Annotated in this window: 22 protein-coding genes and 1 tRNA gene; 10 read left to right on the top strand and 13 right to left on the bottom strand. The window is 40.1% G+C overall.

Annotation, left to right across the window (positions count from 1 at the left end):
- Positions 1–331: 331 nt before the first annotated feature.
- The 7 genes from MKY34_RS04080 to MKY34_RS04050 all read right to left on the bottom strand — a co-directional run bounded on the left by MKY34_RS04080 (position 332) and on the right by MKY34_RS04050 (position 9,581).
- Positions 332–1,258, bottom strand: coding sequence for a peptidyl-prolyl cis-trans isomerase (locus tag MKY34_RS04080; protein WP_342513967.1), 927 nt, complete (start codon positions 1,256–1,258; stop codon positions 332–334).
- Positions 1,236–2,123 (bottom strand): Hsp33 family molecular chaperone HslO, encoded by an 888-nt coding sequence (gene hslO / locus MKY34_RS04075; protein ID WP_342513966.1) that lies wholly within the window; start codon positions 2,121–2,123, stop codon positions 1,236–1,238. The genes MKY34_RS04080 and hslO overlap by 23 nt, the downstream gene beginning before the upstream one ends.
- 18 nt (positions 2,124–2,141) lie before the next feature.
- Positions 2,142–2,906, bottom strand: coding sequence for a type III pantothenate kinase (locus MKY34_RS04070; RefSeq protein ID WP_342513965.1), 765 nt, complete (start codon positions 2,904–2,906; stop codon positions 2,142–2,144).
- A 107-nt stretch (positions 2,907–3,013) separates the two neighbouring features.
- Positions 3,014–5,020: an ATP-dependent zinc metalloprotease FtsH gene (ftsH, locus tag MKY34_RS04065; RefSeq protein WP_342513964.1), complete on the bottom strand. Its 2,007-nt coding sequence runs from the start codon at positions 5,018–5,020 to the stop codon at positions 3,014–3,016.
- Positions 5,021–5,105: 85 nt separating this feature from the next.
- Positions 5,106–5,648 carry a hypoxanthine phosphoribosyltransferase gene (gene hpt / locus MKY34_RS04060; RefSeq protein WP_342513963.1) on the bottom strand — a complete coding sequence of 181 codons (543 nt, stop codon included), beginning with the start codon at positions 5,646–5,648 and terminating at the stop codon, positions 5,106–5,108.
- Positions 5,649–5,666: 18 nt separating this feature from the next.
- Positions 5,667–7,082, bottom strand: coding sequence for a tRNA lysidine(34) synthetase TilS (gene tilS / locus MKY34_RS04055; protein WP_342513962.1), 1,416 nt, complete (start codon positions 7,080–7,082; stop codon positions 5,667–5,669).
- Positions 7,083–7,163: 81 nt separating this feature from the next.
- Entirely contained in the window at positions 7,164–9,581 is a 2,418-nt protein-coding gene (locus tag MKY34_RS04050) for a SpoIIE family protein phosphatase (RefSeq protein ID WP_342513961.1), read from the bottom strand.
- A gap of 212 nt (positions 9,582–9,793) precedes the next feature.
- Between MKY34_RS04050 and MKY34_RS04045 the strand changes: the two genes are divergently transcribed.
- Positions 9,794–9,867 (top strand) — tRNA-Met (locus MKY34_RS04045).
- A 214-nt stretch (positions 9,868–10,081) separates the two neighbouring features.
- Here MKY34_RS04045 and MKY34_RS04040 read toward each other — a convergent pair.
- From MKY34_RS04040 to yabP, 4 genes are all read right to left on the bottom strand, one after another.
- Positions 10,082–10,510 (bottom strand): S1 domain-containing RNA-binding protein, encoded by a 429-nt coding sequence (locus tag MKY34_RS04040; RefSeq protein ID WP_342513960.1) that lies wholly within the window; start codon positions 10,508–10,510, stop codon positions 10,082–10,084.
- A 130-nt stretch (positions 10,511–10,640) separates the two neighbouring features.
- Positions 10,641–11,060: a septum formation initiator family protein gene (locus MKY34_RS04035; RefSeq protein ID WP_342513959.1), complete on the bottom strand. Its 420-nt coding sequence runs from the start codon at positions 11,058–11,060 to the stop codon at positions 10,641–10,643.
- Between the two features lie 54 nt (positions 11,061–11,114).
- Positions 11,115–11,582, bottom strand: a complete 468-nt coding sequence (gene yabQ, locus MKY34_RS04030; protein ID WP_342513958.1) for a spore cortex biosynthesis protein YabQ — start codon at positions 11,580–11,582, stop codon at positions 11,115–11,117.
- Positions 11,579–11,878, bottom strand: a complete 300-nt coding sequence (gene yabP, locus MKY34_RS04025) for a sporulation protein YabP (RefSeq protein ID WP_342513957.1) — start codon at positions 11,876–11,878, stop codon at positions 11,579–11,581. Before yabP ends, yabQ begins: the two co-directional genes overlap by 4 nt.
- Before the next feature lie 1,074 nt (positions 11,879–12,952).
- On the opposite strand from yabP, the gene MKY34_RS04020 reads away from it, so the two are divergent.
- The 4 genes from MKY34_RS04020 to MKY34_RS04005 all read left to right on the top strand — a co-directional run bounded on the left by MKY34_RS04020 (position 12,953) and on the right by MKY34_RS04005 (position 14,906).
- Positions 12,953–13,474, top strand: a complete 522-nt coding sequence (locus MKY34_RS04020; protein ID WP_342513956.1) for a hypothetical protein — start codon at positions 12,953–12,955, stop codon at positions 13,472–13,474.
- Positions 13,467–13,619 (top strand): YvrJ family protein, encoded by a 153-nt coding sequence (locus tag MKY34_RS04015; protein ID WP_342513955.1) that lies wholly within the window; start codon positions 13,467–13,469, stop codon positions 13,617–13,619. The genes MKY34_RS04020 and MKY34_RS04015 overlap by 8 nt, the downstream gene beginning before the upstream one ends.
- Positions 13,619–13,834, top strand: coding sequence for a hypothetical protein (locus MKY34_RS04010; protein ID WP_342513954.1), 216 nt, complete (start codon positions 13,619–13,621; stop codon positions 13,832–13,834). Before MKY34_RS04015 ends, MKY34_RS04010 begins: the two co-directional genes overlap by 1 nt.
- A gap of 640 nt (positions 13,835–14,474) precedes the next feature.
- Complete coding sequence (locus tag MKY34_RS04005) at positions 14,475–14,906, top strand: hypothetical protein (RefSeq protein WP_342513953.1); 432 nt, start codon at positions 14,475–14,477, stop codon at positions 14,904–14,906.
- A 39-nt stretch (positions 14,907–14,945) separates the two neighbouring features.
- Here MKY34_RS04005 and MKY34_RS04000 read toward each other — a convergent pair whose 3' ends face one another.
- Positions 14,946–15,422, bottom strand: a complete 477-nt coding sequence (locus MKY34_RS04000) for a hypothetical protein (protein ID WP_342513952.1) — start codon at positions 15,420–15,422, stop codon at positions 14,946–14,948.
- Positions 15,423–15,773: 351 nt separating this feature from the next.
- On the opposite strand from MKY34_RS04000, the gene MKY34_RS03995 reads away from it, so the two are divergent.
- Complete coding sequence (locus MKY34_RS03995) at positions 15,774–16,241, top strand: hypothetical protein (protein ID WP_342513951.1); 468 nt, start codon at positions 15,774–15,776, stop codon at positions 16,239–16,241.
- A 239-nt stretch (positions 16,242–16,480) separates the two neighbouring features.
- On the opposite strand, the gene MKY34_RS03990 is transcribed toward MKY34_RS03995, so the two are convergent.
- Positions 16,481–16,999 (bottom strand): helix-turn-helix transcriptional regulator, encoded by a 519-nt coding sequence (locus tag MKY34_RS03990; protein WP_342513950.1) that lies wholly within the window; start codon positions 16,997–16,999, stop codon positions 16,481–16,483.
- Between the two features lie 590 nt (positions 17,000–17,589).
- Here MKY34_RS03990 and MKY34_RS03985 point away from each other — a divergent pair.
- The 4 genes from MKY34_RS03985 to MKY34_RS03970 all read left to right on the top strand — a co-directional run bounded on the left by MKY34_RS03985 (position 17,590) and on the right by MKY34_RS03970 (position 21,211).
- Entirely contained in the window at positions 17,590–18,195 is a 606-nt protein-coding gene (locus tag MKY34_RS03985) for a hypothetical protein (RefSeq protein WP_342513949.1), read from the top strand.
- Between the two features lie 28 nt (positions 18,196–18,223).
- Positions 18,224–18,826, top strand: coding sequence for a hypothetical protein (locus MKY34_RS03980; protein WP_342513948.1), 603 nt, complete (start codon positions 18,224–18,226; stop codon positions 18,824–18,826).
- Between the two features lie 610 nt (positions 18,827–19,436).
- Positions 19,437–20,387 (top strand): hypothetical protein, encoded by a 951-nt coding sequence (locus tag MKY34_RS03975; protein WP_342513947.1) that lies wholly within the window; start codon positions 19,437–19,439, stop codon positions 20,385–20,387.
- Positions 20,388–20,569: 182 nt separating this feature from the next.
- Positions 20,570–21,211 carry a hypothetical protein gene (locus MKY34_RS03970; RefSeq protein ID WP_342513946.1) on the top strand — a complete coding sequence of 214 codons (642 nt, stop codon included), beginning with the start codon at positions 20,570–20,572 and terminating at the stop codon, positions 21,209–21,211.
- The last annotated feature ends 212 nt before the right edge of the window (positions 21,212–21,423 follow it).

Raw genomic sequence — 21,423 nt, 5'->3', positions numbered from 1 at the left:
TTATGCCTCGGCATAATTGATTCCAGATTTTTTTCGAGCGTGCCAAAAAAAAAAAAAATCTATGACATCCGCCGGAGCCTTGGGCCAACAGGATGTTGGTCATGCAGGCGTTTTCACAGGACGTGGAGACCTTAACCTGCGTACTTCTGTCGTTCAACAGGCATTTGAACACCTGTTGACCAGAAAAACAAAACCACATTCATCTCGCCACCTATCGAGGTGGGAGTTTTCTGTAGCTGACGCTCCGCTTTCAGTTACAAAAAGAGTTGCTGGATGAAGATAAAATAAGCTGCCCAGATTCGACTCACATCGATTTCCAGACAGCCCACTTTCATTTACCGTAAAACCACTTTGCATCGAACTCTTTCCAAAATGCCTCCGGGCTCACAGATTGCGGAAGCTGCTCTAAAGCCAGTTCACGCTGTATATGCTCTTTCACTTCGTTAAACTTGAATGATTGCCCCTTGACCACTTCACTAACATGCACAACTGCAAAGGTCTTATCACTTAACACAATCACATCACTGTTCTTTCCTTTTTTCGTCTTTAAAGCAGCTTTAACAATCGCCTCATCGACTAACTCTGTCGACTCATTGATATAGCCAATATCGCCGCCAAGACTGGCAGATGCTAGATCCGTCGACCGCTCCTTCGCGAGAACGTCAAAGCTGGATCCTTTCGACAACTCATCTAGCACCTGGTTCGCATCCTTCTTCGACGGGACAACAATCACAGCTGTTCGATGAGCAGGCAAAATGTTATACAACGAAGCATTATCATCATAAAAGTCTTTGATAGCGCCCTCTTTCACAACAACATCCTTCGTTAACACCTTATCCAATATCAGATTCGCATGGATCTTTTGACGCGCTTTATCCACATCCAAGCCCGAATAAGAATGACCATCCACAGAGCGAATTAGAGCGAGTTCGAGGTCAATCTCCTTGTCAGACACCTCAATGCCATATTGCTTCGCCGCAGCTTTCATGACCTTTTCGTTGACAAGTTCAAGGAGCGTTTCACGACCAATCTCCTTCTCCATGGCCGCCATCCACTCTTCCTTCGTAATGGACTCACCAGCTACCGACGCAACTTCTTCATCCGCTTCCTTCTCAACTTCATCAGGAATAAGCCATCCAATAAACCACAAAACATTACAGATGAACAGAATGCCTACAAGTGCAACGAGTGGTTTTGTTTTCAATCGACGCTTCTGCGTTGGTGTTGGTGCTGACTCAGGAGCCCGACCGTATTTCATCGATGAACCCTTCCAGTTCCGCTTTCGGATACACATATGTTTCCAGACAGAAATGACAATGCGCTTCCGCCTGCCCCTCTTCTTCAATCATGTCGCGAATTTCCTTTTCACCCAGCCCAATAATCGCATTGCCAAAGCGTTCTTTTGAACAATTACATGTAAATGCAACAGCCTTTTGCTCCAAAATCTCAACATTTTCTGCACCAAGCACTTCACCAAGAATTTCTTCTGGCGTTAGGCCACGGTCAATTAGTTTTGAAATCGGCTCTACATTCGCAATACGCTCTTCCAATTGGCTAATCGTCTCGTCCGTTGCACCCGGCATGACTTGGATGATAAACCCACCAGCTGCCTTCGCTGTATTATCTGGGTTCACAAGAACGCCAAGACCTACAGCGGAAGGAACCTGTTCCGACACAACAAAGTATTCCGTAAAGTCTTCTGCAATTTCACCTGAAACGATAGGCACTTGACCCGTAAAGAAATCCTTCAAACCTAAATCCTTCACCACCGTCAGCATACCTGCCGTACCAACTGCACGTCTGACATCCAATTTCCCTTGATCATTCAAATCGAAATGCGTTTGCGGATTCGTTACGTAACCACGGACTTCACCACGCGAGTTAGCGTCGATAATCATTGAACCGATCGGGCCGCCACCTTCGATTTTAATCGTCAATTTTTCTTCGCCTTTTTCCATTGCACCCATCATCACTGCCGAAGTCATCGAACGACCAAGTGCCGCTGTCGCTGTCGGCCACATCGCATGGCGACGTTGCACCTCAGCTATTGTTTCTGTTGTACGAGCTGCATACGCACGGATTGTTCCGTCGTATGCAAGCGCTTTTACTAAATAATCCTTCATGTTCTTCCTCGACTCCCTTTACATATTTCGTTCATAAATTAGATGAAGCCCCTTCAACGTTAAGAAGTTGTCGACAACATCTATACTGGACGTTTCACTCGCGATTAAATCTGCAAGTCCTCCTGTTGCAATAACAGTTGGCTCTACCTTACTTTGCGCCTTCATGCGCGCAACAATTCCTTCTACTTGTCCTACATAACCAAAAATAATACCCGCCTGCATGGCAGCTACTGTATTTTTTCCAACAACACTTTCTGGACGCGACAACTCCACACGCGGCAGTTTCGACGCGCGATCAAATAACGCTTCCATCGAAATACCGATACCAGGCGCAATCGCCCCACCCATATACTCGCCTTTTTCATTGACATAACAATACGTTGTTGCCGTACCAAAATCGACAATAATCAGCGGGTCACCATAATCATGTGTTGCCGCAACCGCATTGACAATCCGATCCGCACCGACTTCACGCGGATTTTCATACTTAATGTTTAAACCTGTTTTCACACCCGGACCAACAACTAACGGTTTCTGATTAAAATACTTTCGACACATCTGCTCCAGCGGAAACATAACGGTTGGGACAACGGAGGAAATAATAATACCCGTCACATCCCCAAATGTAAGACCTACATGCGAAAATAAGGATTTCACTTGCATTGCATACTCATCTTCCGTCTTCTGTCTATATGTTTCCATACGCCAATGATGTTTCAGTTCTCCTTGTTCATAGACACCAAGGACAATATTCGTATTTCCCGTATCCAACACTAAGATCATAATGGTTCCCTCGCTAACTTTGGCATTTTCCCAAACATCATACCATAATCCGGTAGATAGAAAAAAGCTGACTGCTTCAAAAGAAACAGTCAGCTTTCATTTGTCATTCAACCTCTGTGATCTTCATCAATCGGTTTCAGTAACTGCTCCTCGTCGAATTTCTTCGGCAAGTCGCCAATCGACGGGTCTTTCGGTGCGCCTACTGCATCAGAGACATGCGCATCATCTGCTTTTTCAAGGACAACTGCGTTCTCTTCTTTTCCTTTACGATCATATGGACGATCAGGCAATGTACCATGATCTTTCAAATGGTTAATTTGCTCAGCATCGAGTGTTTCTACTTCTAGAAGCGTCGTTGCGATCAAATCAAGCAAGTCTCGTTTTTCCGTAAGGATTTGTTTCGTGCGCGCATATTGTTCTTTAATAATACTTTGCATTTCTTGGTCAATCTCATACGCGATTGACTCAGAATAATTTTGCTCAGAATTGAAGTCTCTGCCAAGGAAGACGTTTCCGCCTTGCGCCTGACCAAACTGCATCGGACCGAGCTTATCGCTCATCCCGTATTCCGTTACCATTGAACGCGCGATTCCTGTTGCACGCTGGAAGTCATTATGTGCACCTGTTGAAACTTCACCAAGCACTACCTCTTCCGCAACACGCCCGCCAAGTAAACCTGCAATTTTATCAAGTAATTCTGGCTTCGTCATAAAGTAACGATCCTCTTTTGGGAGCATGACCGCATAACCGCCCGCCTGTCCGCGTGGAACAATGGTTACCTTATGAACAATTTCAGCGTCATCCAACATCAGTCCAACAACAACGTGTCCTGCTTCATGGAAAGCCACAATATTACGTTCTTTTTTCGAAATGACACGACTTGTTTTAGCTGGCCCTGCAATAACGCGGTCCGTCGCCTCATCAATATCCGCCATATCAATTTTCGCTTTGCCACGTCTTGCTGCGACAAGCGCCGCCTCGTTCAGCAAGTTCTCAAGATCTGCTCCCGAGAATCCTGGTGTACGCTGTGCAAGAGCTTTCAAGTTAACCGATTCGTCAAGTGGCTTGTTACGTGCATGCACTTGAAGAACCGCTTCCCTTCCTTTAACATCCGGACGACCAACCGTAATTTGACGGTCAAAACGTCCTGGACGAAGAAGTGCAGGGTCAAGGATATCTGGACGGTTCGTCGCCGCCACAATGATAATACCTTCGTTCTCACCAAAACCATCCATTTCAACAAGGAGTTGATTCAGTGTTTGTTCACGTTCATCATGTCCTCCACCGAGACCAGCGCCACGTTGGCGACCAACCGCGTCGATTTCATCGATGAAGATAATACATGGTGCATTCTTTTTCGCATTTTCGAACAGGTCACGCACACGAGATGCTCCAACCCCTACGAACATTTCTACGAAATCAGAACCCGAGATAGAGAAGAACGGTACGCCTGCTTCACCTGCAACTGCACGTGCCAGCAACGTTTTCCCTGTACCCGGAGGACCTACTAGAAGAATCCCTTTCGGAATACGTGCGCCGACTTCCGCAAATTTACGTGAATCCTTGAGGAATTCAACAACTTCCACAAGCTCAGCCTTTTCTTCGTCTGCTCCTGCAACATCTGTAAAACGAACTTTTTTCTTATCGTCTGTGTGAAGCTTCGCCTTACTCTTACCAAAGTTCATCACACGGCCACCGCCGCCACCTTGCGCCTGATTCAACAAGAAGAAGAAGAGGATAAAGATGATGATGAAAGGCACTAAGCCTGTAAAGAAGGACACCCATGCACTCGTTCCAGGTGCCTCTAGAATTTTAATATCTGCTTCAGCAGCAACTTTACGAATATCAGCCATTAAAGCTTCATCGTTTTGGAAAACGTTCGTTACAAACGTTTCACCATCTTTGCTCCCCTTCAGCGCACCTTTTACTTGATAGACAAGTTGGACAGGCTGCACTTGCATTTCCTTAATCTTTCCATCTTCCATCGCCGTGATAAATTCACCGTACGTAATTTCTTTCATTTTTGGATTTGTATTATTTAGCGAACTGAATATCCCCATTATCGCAAGAAATATCAATCCATATAATAGAAAGTATCGAAGTATTCGATTCATCCCAAGCCTCCTCATGTCATTCAAACAGAAAACTAGTGTAAATCTTACCATAGGTTTAATTAAACCTACAAAGAAAATGGCTTACTTAAAAAGAATAGATTTCCTTTTTCAACACACCAATATAAGGTAAATTTCTATATTTCTCTGCATAATCAAGTCCGTAACCGACTACGAATGCATCTGGCACAATAAACCCAGCATAATCTGCTTTCAAGTCCACTTTACGTCCTGTTGGCTTATCCAGTAATGTAACAATTTTCACAGACTTTGCTTTTCGATATTTCATCAATTCAACGAGATAACTCAACGTTTTCCCACTATCGATAATATCTTCAATAATCAGTACATCGCGCCCTTCGACACTTGTGTTCAAGTCCTTCACAATTTTCACTTCACCCGATGAAACCGTTGCGTTCCCATAGCTTGAAACGTCCATAAAATCGAGTTCAATGTATGCATCTACGCGCTTAATAAGATCGCTCATGAAAGGCAACGCCCCTTTAAGAACACCGATAGCAAGTGGAAACTTATCTTGGTATTCTTCCGTCAAGATTGCACCCAATTCATTAATTTTCTCCTGAATCTGATCTTCTGAAATCAAGACCTCTTCAATATCTTTTTCTAACATCAAAATTCCTCCTCTTTCCTAAATCAAATGAGTACGTTTTATACCAACTATGTACTTACTCCGCCCTGTCTGATTTCTCGAAAACGCTACACCATAGCGCAATCCTAGAACCGCACAAATTTCATCTTGCGCCGTCACTAGAATTGGCAACCTGTCTCGTTCCGTCACACCCACTTTTTCATCGATAAATAACCTCGACAATCGTTTTGGATGTGTCATCCCTGGCAGTAGAATCCGATCTCCAACCTCCCTTTGCTTTATATACAAAGGAAATGCATCGTCAGGAAGATCTACATACATAATATCATCTGCTTCTGCGAACAATTCAGCCGTCGCCTTACCCACTTCAGTCCAATGAAGTGCATATGCATTCTCCCAACAGATCCAACTACCTTTCGGCAATTGTTTCCGTCTCACTACTGTCTTCTTTTGTACATCCCGCACAAATGTTAACTTGTCATATTCTCGAATAAATCGGTATCCACGTGGAAGGTCGATTGACACATTTCCATTATGCGAAGAAAGATGATGCAACAGCTGGCTAATAAGCGCGGAGTTATATTCTACGGGTACACTTTCCCCATCGTATAGATACTTCAATAGTAGTGTAATCATACGTCTTTGTAAAGCATGGTGCATGTTGGAAAAAACAACACCATCAACAAAAGGAAACCCCTCCTCCGTGAAGGTCGTTATTCGCTCAAACTGTTCCCTAGCCAACGTTTCCAACAAATCCTCATCATCCCGCAACCAGCCCGCCATTTTCCCTACATTTCGAGCTGCTCCAGGGTTTTCCTTCAACATGAAGGGGACGATATGATGACGAAAACGGTTGCGTGTATACGCATTACTCGCATTGCTTGGATCCTCACGAAAGCGTAAGTCATTTTCCGCTAAATATGCATACAGCTCTTCCTTCACAACAGAAAGGAATGGACGAACGAGTAACCCGCCGCCCACTTCTCGTTTCACCGGCATACCAAACGGTTGCTTTCCCTTCGTTACTTGCATCAAAACCGTTTCGAGCTGGTCTTCTGCATGATGGGCCGTTGCCAATATGTTGTAACCTTTGTTCTGCATTATCTCTGCGAATACCCCATATCGCCCCTCGCGACAGACGGCTTGAACATTGCCACCGTCTCTTTCAACCATCATTGGTACTGGAACCTGCTCTCCGAAAAACGAAATGCCATATACGCCACATAACCGTTCCACAAAAGTACCATCTGCCGCAGACTCTTCCCCCCGCAACATATGGTCGATATGAATGGCAGCAACCTCAATCCCTAATCTATCTTGGTGTGAAGCCATGAAATGTAGCAACGCCACCGAGTCCACGCCACCAGAACAGGCGACAAGCACACGGTCTCCGGGCGACACAAGCGACTCTTCTTCAAGAAAGTGAAAAATCGTTTGCTCAAATCGCTCACTCACCATGACTTCCCCCTTTTTAAATGCATCTAATGCCTAAATTTTACCCTTGAACGCCCCTCACTACAAGCAAAGTGTCGGATTTTAGCTACTCATTATTTCCCGGGAATTAATCGAAGGATAAGGCTTGAAACTCGACCATTCAGGAAGGACATGCTCGACTTTCATAACCAGTACCGTTCGATCATCTGATACTGCACGGAATCGACGCTCTACCTCACTCATCACACGATCCGCAATTTTACTGCAATCCATTGCCCCGTACTTTTCAAGCGTACTATAGAGCGCTTTCTCCTGCGTCTCTAGCGGAATCTCACCGTTAAACATGCCATCCGTCATCATAACGATGATATCTCCTGACTTTAACTCCTCATTTTTTGCTTCTACAGAAAACGATGGCAAAAATCCTACAGGGACAGACTTGCTATCCAATCTTAAGAAATCTTCTCCTCTTTTAATATACGTACTCATAGAACCTGCTTTCCAAGACCACAAACGACCATCCTGCAAATCAATTAACGCCAAATCGAGCGTGGCGTACATATCATCAAGACCGTTTAAAGACATCATGTAATGGAGTGTATGCATCGCCGTCTCAGGGTCCATTTTACGATTTAAACACTCGCGCATCAGTCGAATCACTTTCCGGCTTTCACGATATGCCTGTATATCCTGCCCCATTCCATCAGACAATAAAACCGCCGTCAAGCCATCGTGTATCGGGAACACTTCATAGGCATCCCCTGCATGAAACGATTCTCCCCCCGCCGTCGCAACAATGCCATAATCGAGCGTGAAGCGAACTGCTGAACTGAAAGTCAATTGAATATGAGGAAATGGTTCCTGTAACACAACTGATTTCGCAACTTGAAAAGGTTCGTTGTACATCTCCTCTAACACCGGCATAATGAGCCGCTCGGCGACAGTCGTATCCGTTTCAAAGTCTGACCTTTTCTCAGGAATACAACAAACAATCCGTTGCCCCCCTCGATCTCCCGATAAAACATCTATTTGAAAATACTCAATATCCTTTTCCTGAAGTCGTCTCGCCAGCTCCTCCTCAACAGGCTTATAAATCGATAAATCCTCTTTAATATCCGTCATCATTTTATCGAGATGTGTGCTCATGTCTCGCAATTGAAGTGCAAGCATTTTGCGACCATGCTGAAGCTGGCCCATCAATAGACGATTAGCCGACTGTTCTTCCATTTCCGTAATAAGCCCCGTGAATCGGAGACATTTGTATTTGATTTTCTCCTCCACTCGGTGACGGGCTGCTTTCTTTGTCATAGAATAAGTGCCTTCCCATTCTTGAAGTAGACCCGCCATACCATCATCCTGACTTTCCCAGCATTTTGCATAACGAAAACAGGACTGACAAACTGTCGGTACCTCTTGTGCCACCGGCGCCTCAAAGTCCCCTCTAGAGGCGAATTGCCCGCTGACAAGCGTCGACATGAATTCCGAGAACTGTTGAAAATCAGAGAGCTGTTCATCAAGACGTTCTGTTAACCATTTTTGGCGTTTTTCAGAAACCTCTGGGCTCTCCGGAAAAAACACACTGCGAATCGGCTCCACTTTCTTCTTAGGTATTAAGAGAAAAATGAGCGTGGCAACCCCTAACGTGTAAAAATGTGAGGTATCCAGCGGTAATGTCGCATCATACATAAGAAAAAATGCCGAAACAGCGGCTCCTCCCACCGCAATGCCCATTTTCCCATATCTTCGCAGGACACCTGCAAAAAAGCCTGTCATCCCGTAAACCGCCATCATCCCCGTAAACGACAACTCCGCTATCCCGATAATGACAGCAATCAGCATCGCAACGGTCGTCGAAAATGGCAATCCCCCCGTTAATGCTGCCAATAAGATTGTTAGATGGATTAGCATACCCGCAACTGATACTTGCCCTAGCATTATGCCACTCATCCCCGTCGTGACCATAGCCCCGACAATACAAGCAGCCCCTAGTCGTTCAGGTGTCCATTTACCAAAGTAAATCCGATCTGCTGGCGGAAATGCCAAAAATAGAAAAAAGGTCATGAACAAAGCAAGAATCGCTTCAAAACCAATAGACAATTGAACAACTAGCGGCGGCTGTCCCATATGCATGACCAATTGCCATGACACTTGAACGATGACGATACATACCGCAACCGTGAGAGGTAACGATTTTCGCGTAAACGGAAATCGAATCACAGCATTAAATAATGCCAGTTGTAAAAGATGAATAATCGCTTGTCCTACACCAAGAAATGTACTTCCAATCATTCCCCCAATAAAAACCCACAATAGCTGCTTTCTAAAGCGTGCTCTTGCTAACGCCCACACAGGTAAGAAAAATGGCACTGCTGCATCGAATAATACGGCCTGTGCTAAATAAAAGGAACCGAGTAAAAAGAGTGTTGCGATGAGGATGTTCGCCTTCTGCTTTCTAAGCATCTCGAAATACATACGAATCGGCTGGCCAACAGGACGCGCTACATTGTCTATCAGTTTCATTTCCCATTCCCCCTATGTCTACTATGCTCTGAGTATACATAGACAATTGTCAGGAAATTGTCTGTTCATGACGCGGAGTTAACAAAATGTTTCGACTTATTGTGAACTGTTTTTCTTTTTCCTCTAATGGGTTGACATGTGCGGTCATCGCATGTATGATGAGAATTGTTGTTCTAGCGAAGCGAAATAATCGGTTGACTAGAAACAATCACGGCGGCGTAGCTCAGCTGGCTAGAGCGTACGGTTCATACCCGTAAGGTCGGGGGTTCGATCCCCTCTGCCGCCATACTAGAATACGAAAACATTCGACAGCATGTAGTCGAAAGCAAGATTAAACGGTTTCCAACGCGGAAATCGTTTTTCTATGCGAGGAAGAGAATGTTCGAACGCAGAAGCATATAGCTTAGACACAACAAAAAGCGGCGGATGCAGGCTAATCCCCTGTGTCCACCGCTTTTCTATATCGTACATTTTTTTCCTGCATTGAAGCAGCTAGCAAGTTATCCTCTTCTTGCGCCGCGGCCACCGCGTTTTGACTCTGTTGCTCTTTTCAAAGTAGAAAGGCGTTCTTCACTATCTTTCATAAACTTTGCCATCTTTGTTTCAAAATTCTCTGGACGTTCAACATTGCTCGGACGTCCACCTTGGCGCGGTCGTTGAGGACGTTGTGGTCTTTCCGGACGTTGCTCAGACTCAGGCTTCGCTTTGCGAATTGATAATCCGATCTTGCCATCCGTTCCGACGTTCATCACTTTCACTTCAACCATATCGCCTACTTTTAAATGGTCGTTAATGTCCTTAACATAGTTATCTGCTACTTCACTAATATGGACTAGACCTGTCGCACCGCTCGGTAGCTCAACAAACGCCCCGAAGTTTGTGATTCCCGTTATTTTCCCCTGTAACTTGCTGCCTACTTCAATTGACATAAAAAAAATGCTCCTCCTTAAAATTTAAGCAAGCCCCTCATTTGGAGGCTCCGCAACCGTATTAACGAGTCCTGCAAAATGCAAGAGTTCTACTCCCATTATAGCCAACAAAAAAAGAGTGTCAATAAGACTACTCTTTTCCGTCGTCTTTTTTGTCTTTTTTCTTCTTATTTTCTGGTGTAGAAAAAATAATTTCACTGTCATTAGACAGAAAATATTCTTTCCGCGCAAGCTTGGCAATATACTCATCGTCATCCAACTTTACCAGTTGCATGTTCAATCGCTCCTGATCCTCCTGCACCTTTTCTAGCTCAGCAAGCGCTTCCGTCTTCTGTTGCTCTTTTGCCGCCAATGTTTTCTTTTGATTCACCAGCGTATGCGTCAGACCACCGATGGAAACCATCGCGATGATTGCATAGACCACCATTTTTCGCTTCAGACGTTTTTTCTGCTTATTTCTCCAGTTGTCTTTCTTTTGCAGGGAACGAACATATTCAGTTTCAATCGATGCGACCCTTGCGGACGACTTTTTCTGCTGCTTTTGCTCCAAGTCCTGCACTTCCTCTCTTCACATAGCCCAATTTGTTAGTTCACCAATTATAGCTCATTTCTCTCTTTTATTAAAGAGTTTCACTGCCATAATACGGAATAGTTTAACAATTGGTCGTAGTGGAAGTGCAACGAGCTTACTCACTAGGCGTATGATTTGCCGAATGAGCGAGACAATCAGATGAATAACGAACCACACAGGCTTTACAATGAGCATTAACAATACCCTTCCCAACAACCGTAGCGGTCGATAAAAAAAGGTCGCATACAGCAGCATCCCGCTAATTTGAGCAACAGGATCATATATCCGCCAAGCCCCGTCCCGAACAAGAAAGAGAATGTAAAATGTCCCGCTACCAATCAGGATCCAGCCAATCACTTCAAACCAAGCCGCACGTCTTCTAATGATAGATTTTTTTCCGGCATGCGCAGTTCCTGTGCCAATCATATCTATGAATGCCCCCGCTGCAATGCCTGTCCCAATCATCGCAAGCAGACTAAGAAACTGGACAGAAAGTGTCATCCAAACAATTTATGGAGGAAATTTCGAGAACCTGAATCTTCTTCATCATATTGGAGGGTACTAACTGTCCCTTCCAATGTAAGAAGACCTTTGTCAACATCCAAATGGACGATGCGCAGTTCCTCTCCACGTATTTGTAGCACCCCTTGCGATGTCCGAACAAGAAATTCCTCCTGATCGAAACGGTCGATCGATTTGACTGATGTAAGATCCATCCGTTTTCTGTTGCGCATTGTGACAACATGGTCACCCGATGGGATTGTATACGTAGAATTGCTCTCCGTCTGAAATTGCATGATATGCTTCCCCCTTTGCTAGTACGTTCAAAGCTATCTTATGCCTGAGCATAAAAAAACATGACAGGAGAATTTCCTGCCACGTTTAGTTAAGTTGACGTCAAGTGGTTTTCTATCTGTCGATGAACTATTTGCTTGCATAAAATACTAGTGGGGAGGAAATAAGAAATTCCATTTTCACTATATAAATTGAACTAAAGAATCTTACCAACAACACTCGGCGCTTGGAGTAGCCGGAGTAAGAAGCCTTCGCTGGAGAATAGATGAAAATCATAAATTCAGCCTATATAGTAGATAAAAAAGGCTTCAGCAGTCGAAATTATATCTTTCACAAAATTAAACAGGTCAATCACTATTCACTCAACATGTACAACAGGAGTCGGTAGCTACCATACCTTTTTAACTCTTAGGTATCTACAGTTGTTAAGTTGAAAACTATGTTTCCAAACTCCCTAGCTTCTATAATTTCATGCTTTCAATATACCTTCTTGTATAGCTTTGAAATGCTAATTGAAAAAGAATATGCAGAGAACGATGAGGATTTCTTAATTTTCGAAGTGAAAGCTGATATAGCAACATTAAGTAAAAGTTAAAAGGGGAACAACTCCATTCTAACTTATATCACTCATATCGCACGCTATGTTAGATTCAAACGAGATAAGTGAAAAAGAAACCTCATAAAAACAGTTCCAACCCTTTCTACATAAGGGTTGGAACTGTTTTTGCGAATCTAACATATTTCACTTGTGTTAGATTCACGATCTCCTTTTGCAATAATTATCGTCAATCACAGCGCTTATTAGCCTGTAAAAATTGTATAGTAAGAGTTTGCCATACAGAAAACTAATCGGACAATGGCATGCTATCCCCTGCGAAAAAACTTAAAGGGCTACTTTTAGTTTTTTCCAAATATGGTGCAAAAGATGTTTGTATTGTATAATTAAGTAATATAAATATATTTTCTTTTTGGTTGTTAAATTAAAGGGGGACTTCCCTTTATATTAAAGACAACTAATTTTTTTACCCAATAACCGAACATACGATCTATTCGATTAACATTAAAGGAGTGAGAGTATGAAAGGAAATGATCTGATCTTAGACAGTTTTATGAGTATCGGTGAAAACAAGGATATTTACAAGATATACATGGTAAATCCAACAAATGAAAACAAAGAAAAGTTGGACAACCAATTTAAAAAACACTTTTATCTTGTTCGATGTATTAGCTATTTTATCAAGATGATTCACTTTGAAAGTAGACATTTTGACAAAAAAGAAAGAGCAATCAATCAAATGTACAGATTATCTTTAGACAAAGAAAACGAGAGCGGTCAAAAAAATATTGAGTTAATAGCAGATCAACAGGTCAAGGATTATTCTGAAGAAAAGTTAGAACAGGTAATAAGCGATCCTGCTCTATACAGCACTCTTCTTAGCCTTACCGACAGGCAACGAATACTTCTGAACCATATTTACATGGATAACATGAAAGACACCGAAGTTGCAATGATTCTTGGTATTACTCAACAGGCTGTAACAAAAGCTAAAAACAGTGCACTATCCAAGCTTAGAAAGGGGATGTTAGGAATTGTATGAAGAATCAATAAGTCTAATTGGCAATTTAGGTTTTCCCATAGCTGTGACTGTTTACCTTCTAATTCGGTTTGAGAAAAAAATTGAGACGTTAGAAACTGCTATTAATAAATTAACAAACGTCCTTTCTTCTAAGGAGAAAATATAATGGATTTAAAAGAACAAGATATCGTGTTTATTATAGGTAAAGTACAGCCCAAGATAGCGGCTTCTTTATCTCAAACCAGTATAAATAATAAAGATGATCTAGAACAAGATTTAAAAGAAATGATTATTCGTAAAATTAAAGAAGGTAAAATTGATAATAATGTCCCCGGATTTTTTGAATATCTCAATATTATTAAAAAGGAAGAACAGGAGTAACTGTTCTTCCTTTACTGCGTATCTGTTCAGACCTGATGGTTACATATTCTTTATCTTGTCCACAGTCACCTTCAATGTCGTTTACATAGCCAGTGGCAATGATGGTAAAACAGCTACCCTTCTAAATATTTTTCATAAATCTGCATTCTACCTTTTTCGTTATTGTCGATTATTTTTGTCTTTTTTTTGATTTTGTTGTAATGAAATAAGATATATTTTTATTGGTTTTCACGCCTTTCACTACCGTATTTATAGGTATATTTATGTTACTAGAAAAAAGAGCGACTGCTGCAGTTGCCCTTTTTTAATTTTCTACAACGGTTTATTTTAAAATTCGAGTGAAACAAACGAAGTTTTTAGGGAGTGTACGCACACTCCCTTAGCCTGCCCTCCTAGAATTTTTGTTTTAGTAGTGTTAGTAATATACTCACTTGATTTCAACAAAAATTGACTTCTCCCCACAATCATCGATTCGATCGTCCATACACCATTGGAAGACCGTCCTTTGGACGGGAAAAGGACGTAAAATCATGTATAAAATACCGCGTAAAGTGGTCTGAATTATTCAAACTGACAACTAAATCCGAATTCTGATATAATTTAAAAAAGGAAAATGACGGGTATTTTATGAGAATGGGAGGTGTTGGATATTCGAAAGAAAAAACGATGGTTTCTGTTGGGGTTGCTCATTGGGATTTTACTAATAGCATTTTACAACAGACCGCTGATTTCTTTTAATGAGGCATCCAAATTAGAGTTGGCTAGTATCGAGAGAGTTTTGATTTCAGATACTAGAGAAAAATCGTATTATCTTGAATCAGAGGAAATAGAGCGTCTTATCACAATGCTAGATGGAATAGAGATGAAAAAGAAAATAATTCCTAATATATCAGCTTTCAATACCGATGCTTATATTCTATTTTTCACAGCAAATGCAGAAGAATCCTATACAATAAAATTTGACTATGAAAGAAATATCATTGGAATTATTGGGAATCATAAAAACATGAAACAATACATTCTTGAAAATGATTCGGATTTATTTGTATTTGTTCAAAGTTACTTAAAATAAAAAAAAGATAGTCGCTTAGTTCGACTATCTTTTTTTGTTTTATACAGGGATTCGATTACCTTTTTTATCGTAAAAGGCGTGGATTTTCCCTACTGATGTTACACCTGTGAAAAGATGATTTTTAGTAGCCCAATCTTTCGCCTCTAAAAAGGCTAACTCAACGTCAAAGGTTTCTTTATATTGGTATTTACCAATTAAATTGCCCTCAAATACTTGAACCTGCCAGTTTCCGTTTTTAAGACCTTGAATCATACCATTACGGTGTGATGTTGATGGATTTGAAGCAAGGAAACTAATAACGCCTAGTGCAATACCTACTGCATTAGATTTACCGAAAACAGAATAAGCAATGCCCGCAAGTGCTGTAATGTTGCCGATATTTGTTTTCAATTGGTTTGCATTAATTTTACCTTCTAAATAATTTACTGCTTGTACCTGTGCAAGTCGAATCGGAACTAAATCGCGGTCTCCTTTAATTTTCTTTACTGCCATGTATTCTCTTGTAGTTGTTGGCATATCAACCACTCCTTTATATTGTTTTTTATTTTGTTAGCTAACACTCTATAAAGGGGAATAGGCGAGCAAAATAACAACTTGTTCGAGAAATTTTGTTAAAAAGAATATAAGTAGTCGGACAAGGCTGTTGGATAAGCCCAAAGTTTAACTACGTTTGGCTGCCCCCTAAAACATAATTAACTAAATTGCATTGTGTATGATTGGATGTTGCATGCTCCGTATAGCTACCAAGGCGTTTCTAATCGACCTTTTAATCCTCAAAACCTAATTAACACAATCTATTGCAATCAAATCAAACTCAATAATCCTATCAATGCCCCTTCCTCTTGCTTTTGTTCGGAGCTCATGAATATGGCCAGTTGGACAGGCATAACCTTCAACCAAAGAGGGGTGGGGGAAATCATGAATATGCACAAAAAAGCCATCGCAGAAGAAATTGCGATAGCCATGAAGGCTCATACAATAAAATACGGGCTTCCTTTGAAAAAGAAATCGACGCGAAACAACGATTGTCAGGAAAGGACGTTAGATTTAAATTTAGATAAACCTGCCAAGCAATTTGATATTGTCGAGGTAATAGAAGGCCCTTATCAAAACAAATGTAAAGTCGGTGAGAGATTTGTTGCACTAGAGGTCTTAAACGGTGATTATACAGTTATCAGTATGGGATCCGATGGCAACTGGATTGCTTTATGTTATCCAGAAGAATACATTGTTGTTAGTAATGTCGAAGAATTTAACAGGGATTGGAAAGAAACAATCGTCGGCGATAAAAGTGAAATCAAATATGTGGTAAAACAGCGGAAGGACATGCAATAGCCATAAAGATGTTAGGCTCGTCATCGGAGACTAATAAGGTGGTTTGCTCATAAAAAACCGCTAACAAAAGCTAGCGGTTTTTTCCTCTGTCATTTAATCAATAAGCACCCTACCGAATTTAGTGTACTCTTGTTCCAGCAAAGGAATGTTGCATGCACCCCTAGTAGACATAACCCCCGTTCCGGGAAGTAGTGAACTCCATTAACCAATAAGAAAAGCTACCCTGTAAAGGCAGCCGATTATCGAAATAACAATTGCATGATGTAATCATAGAAAAGCCCAATGAAAACTATAAAACTGAGCGTAAAAATAGCACTCCAAAGAAATACAAAATACCTTTCTTTTACCACTATGTAACAATAAAGGCTTAAAAATGTGAAAATTATAAACAAAAAAATGGATCCGACTATTAACCACCCGCCCAAACTATGCTGATACGAAAAAAACTCAGCTTTTACTAACATACTAATAAACAAAATAACAACTAAAATAAAAGGGATTGTAATTAAATTCATTATCCTTAAACGAATCTTTTTAATCGATAACTTATTTTGCAATTGTTTATCTGACTTAATTAAGTAATCTAAGCTAACGTTGTAAATGTCGCTTATTTGAACGAGGTTAGTTATATCAGGCACTGATTTATTGTTTTCCCACTTAGAAACCGCTTGTGCCGTTACATATAACATCTCTGCTATATTTTGTTGAGAGTAATTATTTTCCTTTCGCAGTTTTTTTAACTTGTCGCCTAATTCCATGTCTATCCCTCCTTAACTTCACAATAAATGAAGCTGGAGAGATAAGCACGATAACCTTAGTTGTTATTCGTAAACTAAGCACTCAACTATCAGTTGAGTATATCTATACCGCAATACTGCTCCGTTAGTTTAACAAGAAATTCGATTATCTCCATCCACAAACCATCGATTCGATCGCTGAACGGGTTTGTATGCTGCATGCACCTCTAGTAGACATAACGCCAGAAAAAGGCAGTAACGATAAAGGATAAACCCTTGTCATTACTGCCTTTTTAGTTACGAAATCTTACGAACAATAAAGCTGTTATTATATATTACTTATTGTTTGTTTCTACTTGCATGGCCTCGGTTGTTTCAGCGGCTTTTGTTAGCTTTCCTTCTTTTTCAAGCTGAAGAATCAGTTCATCTATCGTGACCCCTTTTTCTTTTTTCGTTGGTAGGCCCCCTATATGTTTGAATGAACGTATTGAATCAAGACATTTCTTCTACCCTTTGGAGCCTTCGGGCTTCTTTTTTATGGTTGCAGGTGAACCCCATTTCATGTTGAATAGCATACATATGACTATGAGTGAATGGAGGGTGAAATAAGTATGATGATAGATGAACAGGCTTCCATACGGAGTATTGTTGAAGCATTGAAAATCAGTAACGTAAATGAAGTTGCAAAGCAGATAGATGGCATAAGCAAAGACCCACTAGCAGGGGCGTTAAACGAAGCAGGGTATAAATATAGCAGTGCAAAACCGAGAGGGTGGCACTATGTAGGCGAAGGCGTTGAGCCGTTAGATAATAGCATATTCGACTATGTGAAACGAACTTCATCAACTAAAAAGATCAGTTCACCAAGGGTTCACACGTCTATCACAGATAGTAATACGGACATCATCCCGAGTAATACGCAAGTCACTGAGGTTTCACATGTCGTTCATCATCAGTTCACCAGTGATGAAGTCAGTATGATTAAAGAAATGCTTAGATCATGGCAAGAAGCAGTACCGACAGCAGTTGAAGAAGTAGAGGAAAGCGTACACAATCGCATTAAGCGGCTTCCACAAGGCGATAAAACACGTAAGACCGTTGTTATAGATAAAGACATAGGAAAGCAACTGGATGACTTCTGTAAGGTTGAGAGGGTCAACAAGTCGGACGTACTGCATTTAGCATTGATGGACTTTTTAGATGGTGAAAACCTATGAAGGATGAACTTAAAAGGGGACATTTAAAATGACAAGGATATACGTAGATGGCATAAGACTACTAGCACCACATACCCGCATCACGAAATACATAAACCAAGTAAAAAAGTATCTAGATAGTAACGGTAGTAACGATTACACTAAGCTAAAAAATGAACGGATTGAAATGTTTCGAAACTTGCTTATTGACGACAACGAAGAATTATATGGAAAATTGAGAGGGGAAAAAATACGGAAAGTTATTAACCATATTATTTACACGACATGCGTAGGTGGGGTTAGCACCATTAGCAGAAAAACCTTAGCTAAAAAAGCGGGGTGTTCCGAATCCACTGTCGGTAGGGCGGTAGAAATCCTAATTGAAAGTAAGCAATTCCAGTTAGGCTACGAAAATGAGTATGGTAAAGGGCGATACATCTTTGTTGATACTTTATGCGTCAATTACCCGATTGTGATGGATTACGTTTTTCGATTACATGAGTCGGATTATACAAAGTTAGCCTACAAAGAAATCATACAAAAAGAAACGCAACAAACTAGGGAGTTAATAGAAGGCTTTAGTGTGAAAAGTGAAGCTGAATCACCCGAATTAGTCCGTTACAGCTCCAGTAATAACGAAAAAGCGCTGTAAATGACTCGAAAATGCATTTTCGTACTCGTTTTAGCGTTCTAATTCTCTATGTAATTAACTAGCACAACCTATCTAATAGTTCATACACACTAGGTTGACATAACGCCACTTTACGGAAGTATTTAGCTTCATTTCTCAATAATAAAAAGCTGCCCTGTAAAGGCAGCTTTTTATTGTAAATCGAACATATTTCCATTGTGTTAGATTCATAAGTTTTTCAAGCAGATCTAGTAGACACAACGCCCGTTCTTGGATTTCCGAAAAGTCATTGAAAAAACACAGAGTTTAAAAATCACCCCTAAAGCAGTTATTTCAAGGGTTAATGATGAGAGAAACGCTAAAAAGATGCTAGGCATTATTGAAGAAAGTAAGGATAAAATCATGTTTTCAATTGATGCATGATCTAACTCAAACGATGAAACAAAAACGGCCAAAGGTTGCTGTGACGACCGGTGAAGTAATACACCTCAGAGGATATATAATAAATGTATTTTTCAGCAATATCATCCTTATTTTACTTTAATTATCCATCTATTTGGTTTATAGTAAGCAATTAAGTGTTGGGATTGGACATTTATTCCAACATATTATTGTAATATGGAGTGAGGTAATGAACAGATTTTGTAAGTTTATTTTGTTGTCATTATTACTATTTGTATTTACTGATATTGGTACAGTAAATGCAGAAGAAGGATTTGCCGTACCAATAGAAGACCGGGAAAGATTACTTAACTTGGGGTTTTCAAATGAAGAATTGGATATAATGGATGAAGAAATATACAATTTAAATAAAGAGATTGTAGGGGAAATAGTAGCGTCTGATACTAAATACTTTAAGATAATAGAAGTTTTAGAAGATGATGTTTCAACTTTAAATGGAAATACTGATAACGCACAACTTTCGGAACTTCAACAAGTTATAGAGTTAGACAAAGAAACGTATTTCAAAGAAATTGAATATGATCGACTTGATAATTCTTTAATTACTCCCTTTGGTTATATACCAGGTAAAACCACTACGTCTTATAGAACCCTAAACACATTTATTTCAAAGATACAAGAAGGAAAAAAATACCGTATTCACACAAGTACCCAATGGCACAAAATGCCTGCCCATAGAAAGATTGATGTCATAGGAACATCGATTAATTCAGCATTTTGGGCACCAGTGCCTAAAAGTCAACAAGGACAACAGGCTTGGACTACTGGAAATTCTTGTCCTCCTATAACTTCGAGCCGAACTCAAAGTTATAATAGCAGCAGTAGTAGTTGGAAACATGGTCCTTCTGGTTATACCTTAAGTATTGATTTACCCAATAATGTTATTAAAAATACAGTTTGTGGTAGTAGTACCGTGAAAAGTTTATTAAGTTTTGCATATTTTGATGTCACTAGATTGGCTAATACAAAACAACTCGATGCATACGGTAAATACTTACATCAAGAGACAAGTGTACAAATTAACCCTTCGATAACATTCGCACCAGCTTCATTTGGAGTCGCAGGATCACAAGCAACTAAATTTACTAGTACTACTAATCACGCGCGACTTACCTACTAAATAATAAAAGCAATTAAGGTGTTCCTAATATTATAAAGATACAATTATAGAGTATAAGAGAATAACCTGTTTACAAATCCATATAAGATGGTAGGTTATTTTCTTATATTTTTTAATTTAAATCAATCTCAATTCAAATCGAAATTTCACTGTATCTCTATCAGAAATGGAGGATGATATTTATGGATAGAAAAAAGAAATTTAGTGTCTATATATATATATCTATTATTTTGTTAGTGTGTTTTTCAAGTATAACTTGGTTTTATCCTTATTCTATCCTTAGTGTTCAGAAATCGGTTTCGTATAATCCTGATAATATCGTTATTCAAAACTATATAACAGAGGTGAAAAAATTCAGGAAAATTTATGAAGAAAACAATCAAAATGATTTAGTTAATAATAAAACAGCTTGTATTCTTCAATTTTATGAACAAAATTGGTTACTTCGTGAAAAACCTATAAAAATTCATTATCAAGACCTTGATCTAATCTTATCTGAAACAAAAGAAGTAAGAAATATTTTGATAGAATTAACTCTTTTTGAAGGATATTCTCAAGAAGCAAAAGAATATCTCAAATTAAATATTCAGCAATACTTAGCTATTGAAGAAGGTTTAATAGAATTAAAAAAATCTAAGATCCATTCTAGATCAACCTTAATTAGACAATTTAAAAACTTGAACTCGGATATTATAGAAAGTTTAGATATTTATACATATTTTTACAATGACTATTTGTCAGGGGCAACAAAAACAACTCACTCTCCGGAAAACAACACTACAACTGAAAAGGATCATTTACATGAAATTAAACCGGGAAAATAGTGAATATATCGCTGGATCAGGGTTGCATTAACTACACATAGCTAGTTAACATAACGCCAGTTCACAGAAGTATTTGACTCCGTTACGGGGTCCTACCAACTAAAAGCGCAAAACATACGCTAAGGAATTGTTCAGAAAACCTTGAGTTTCCTAACACCTTATAACTAAAGGGCTTATGGGGATTTCCCCCATTCATTAATGTTCAATAACTC

Origin of the sequence: Sporosarcina sp. FSL K6-1522 (genome assembly GCF_038622445.1) — a bacterium.
Lineage (GTDB): Bacteria > Bacillota > Bacilli > Bacillales_A > Planococcaceae > Sporosarcina.
This window is presented reverse-complemented; position numbering and strand designations above follow the sequence as displayed.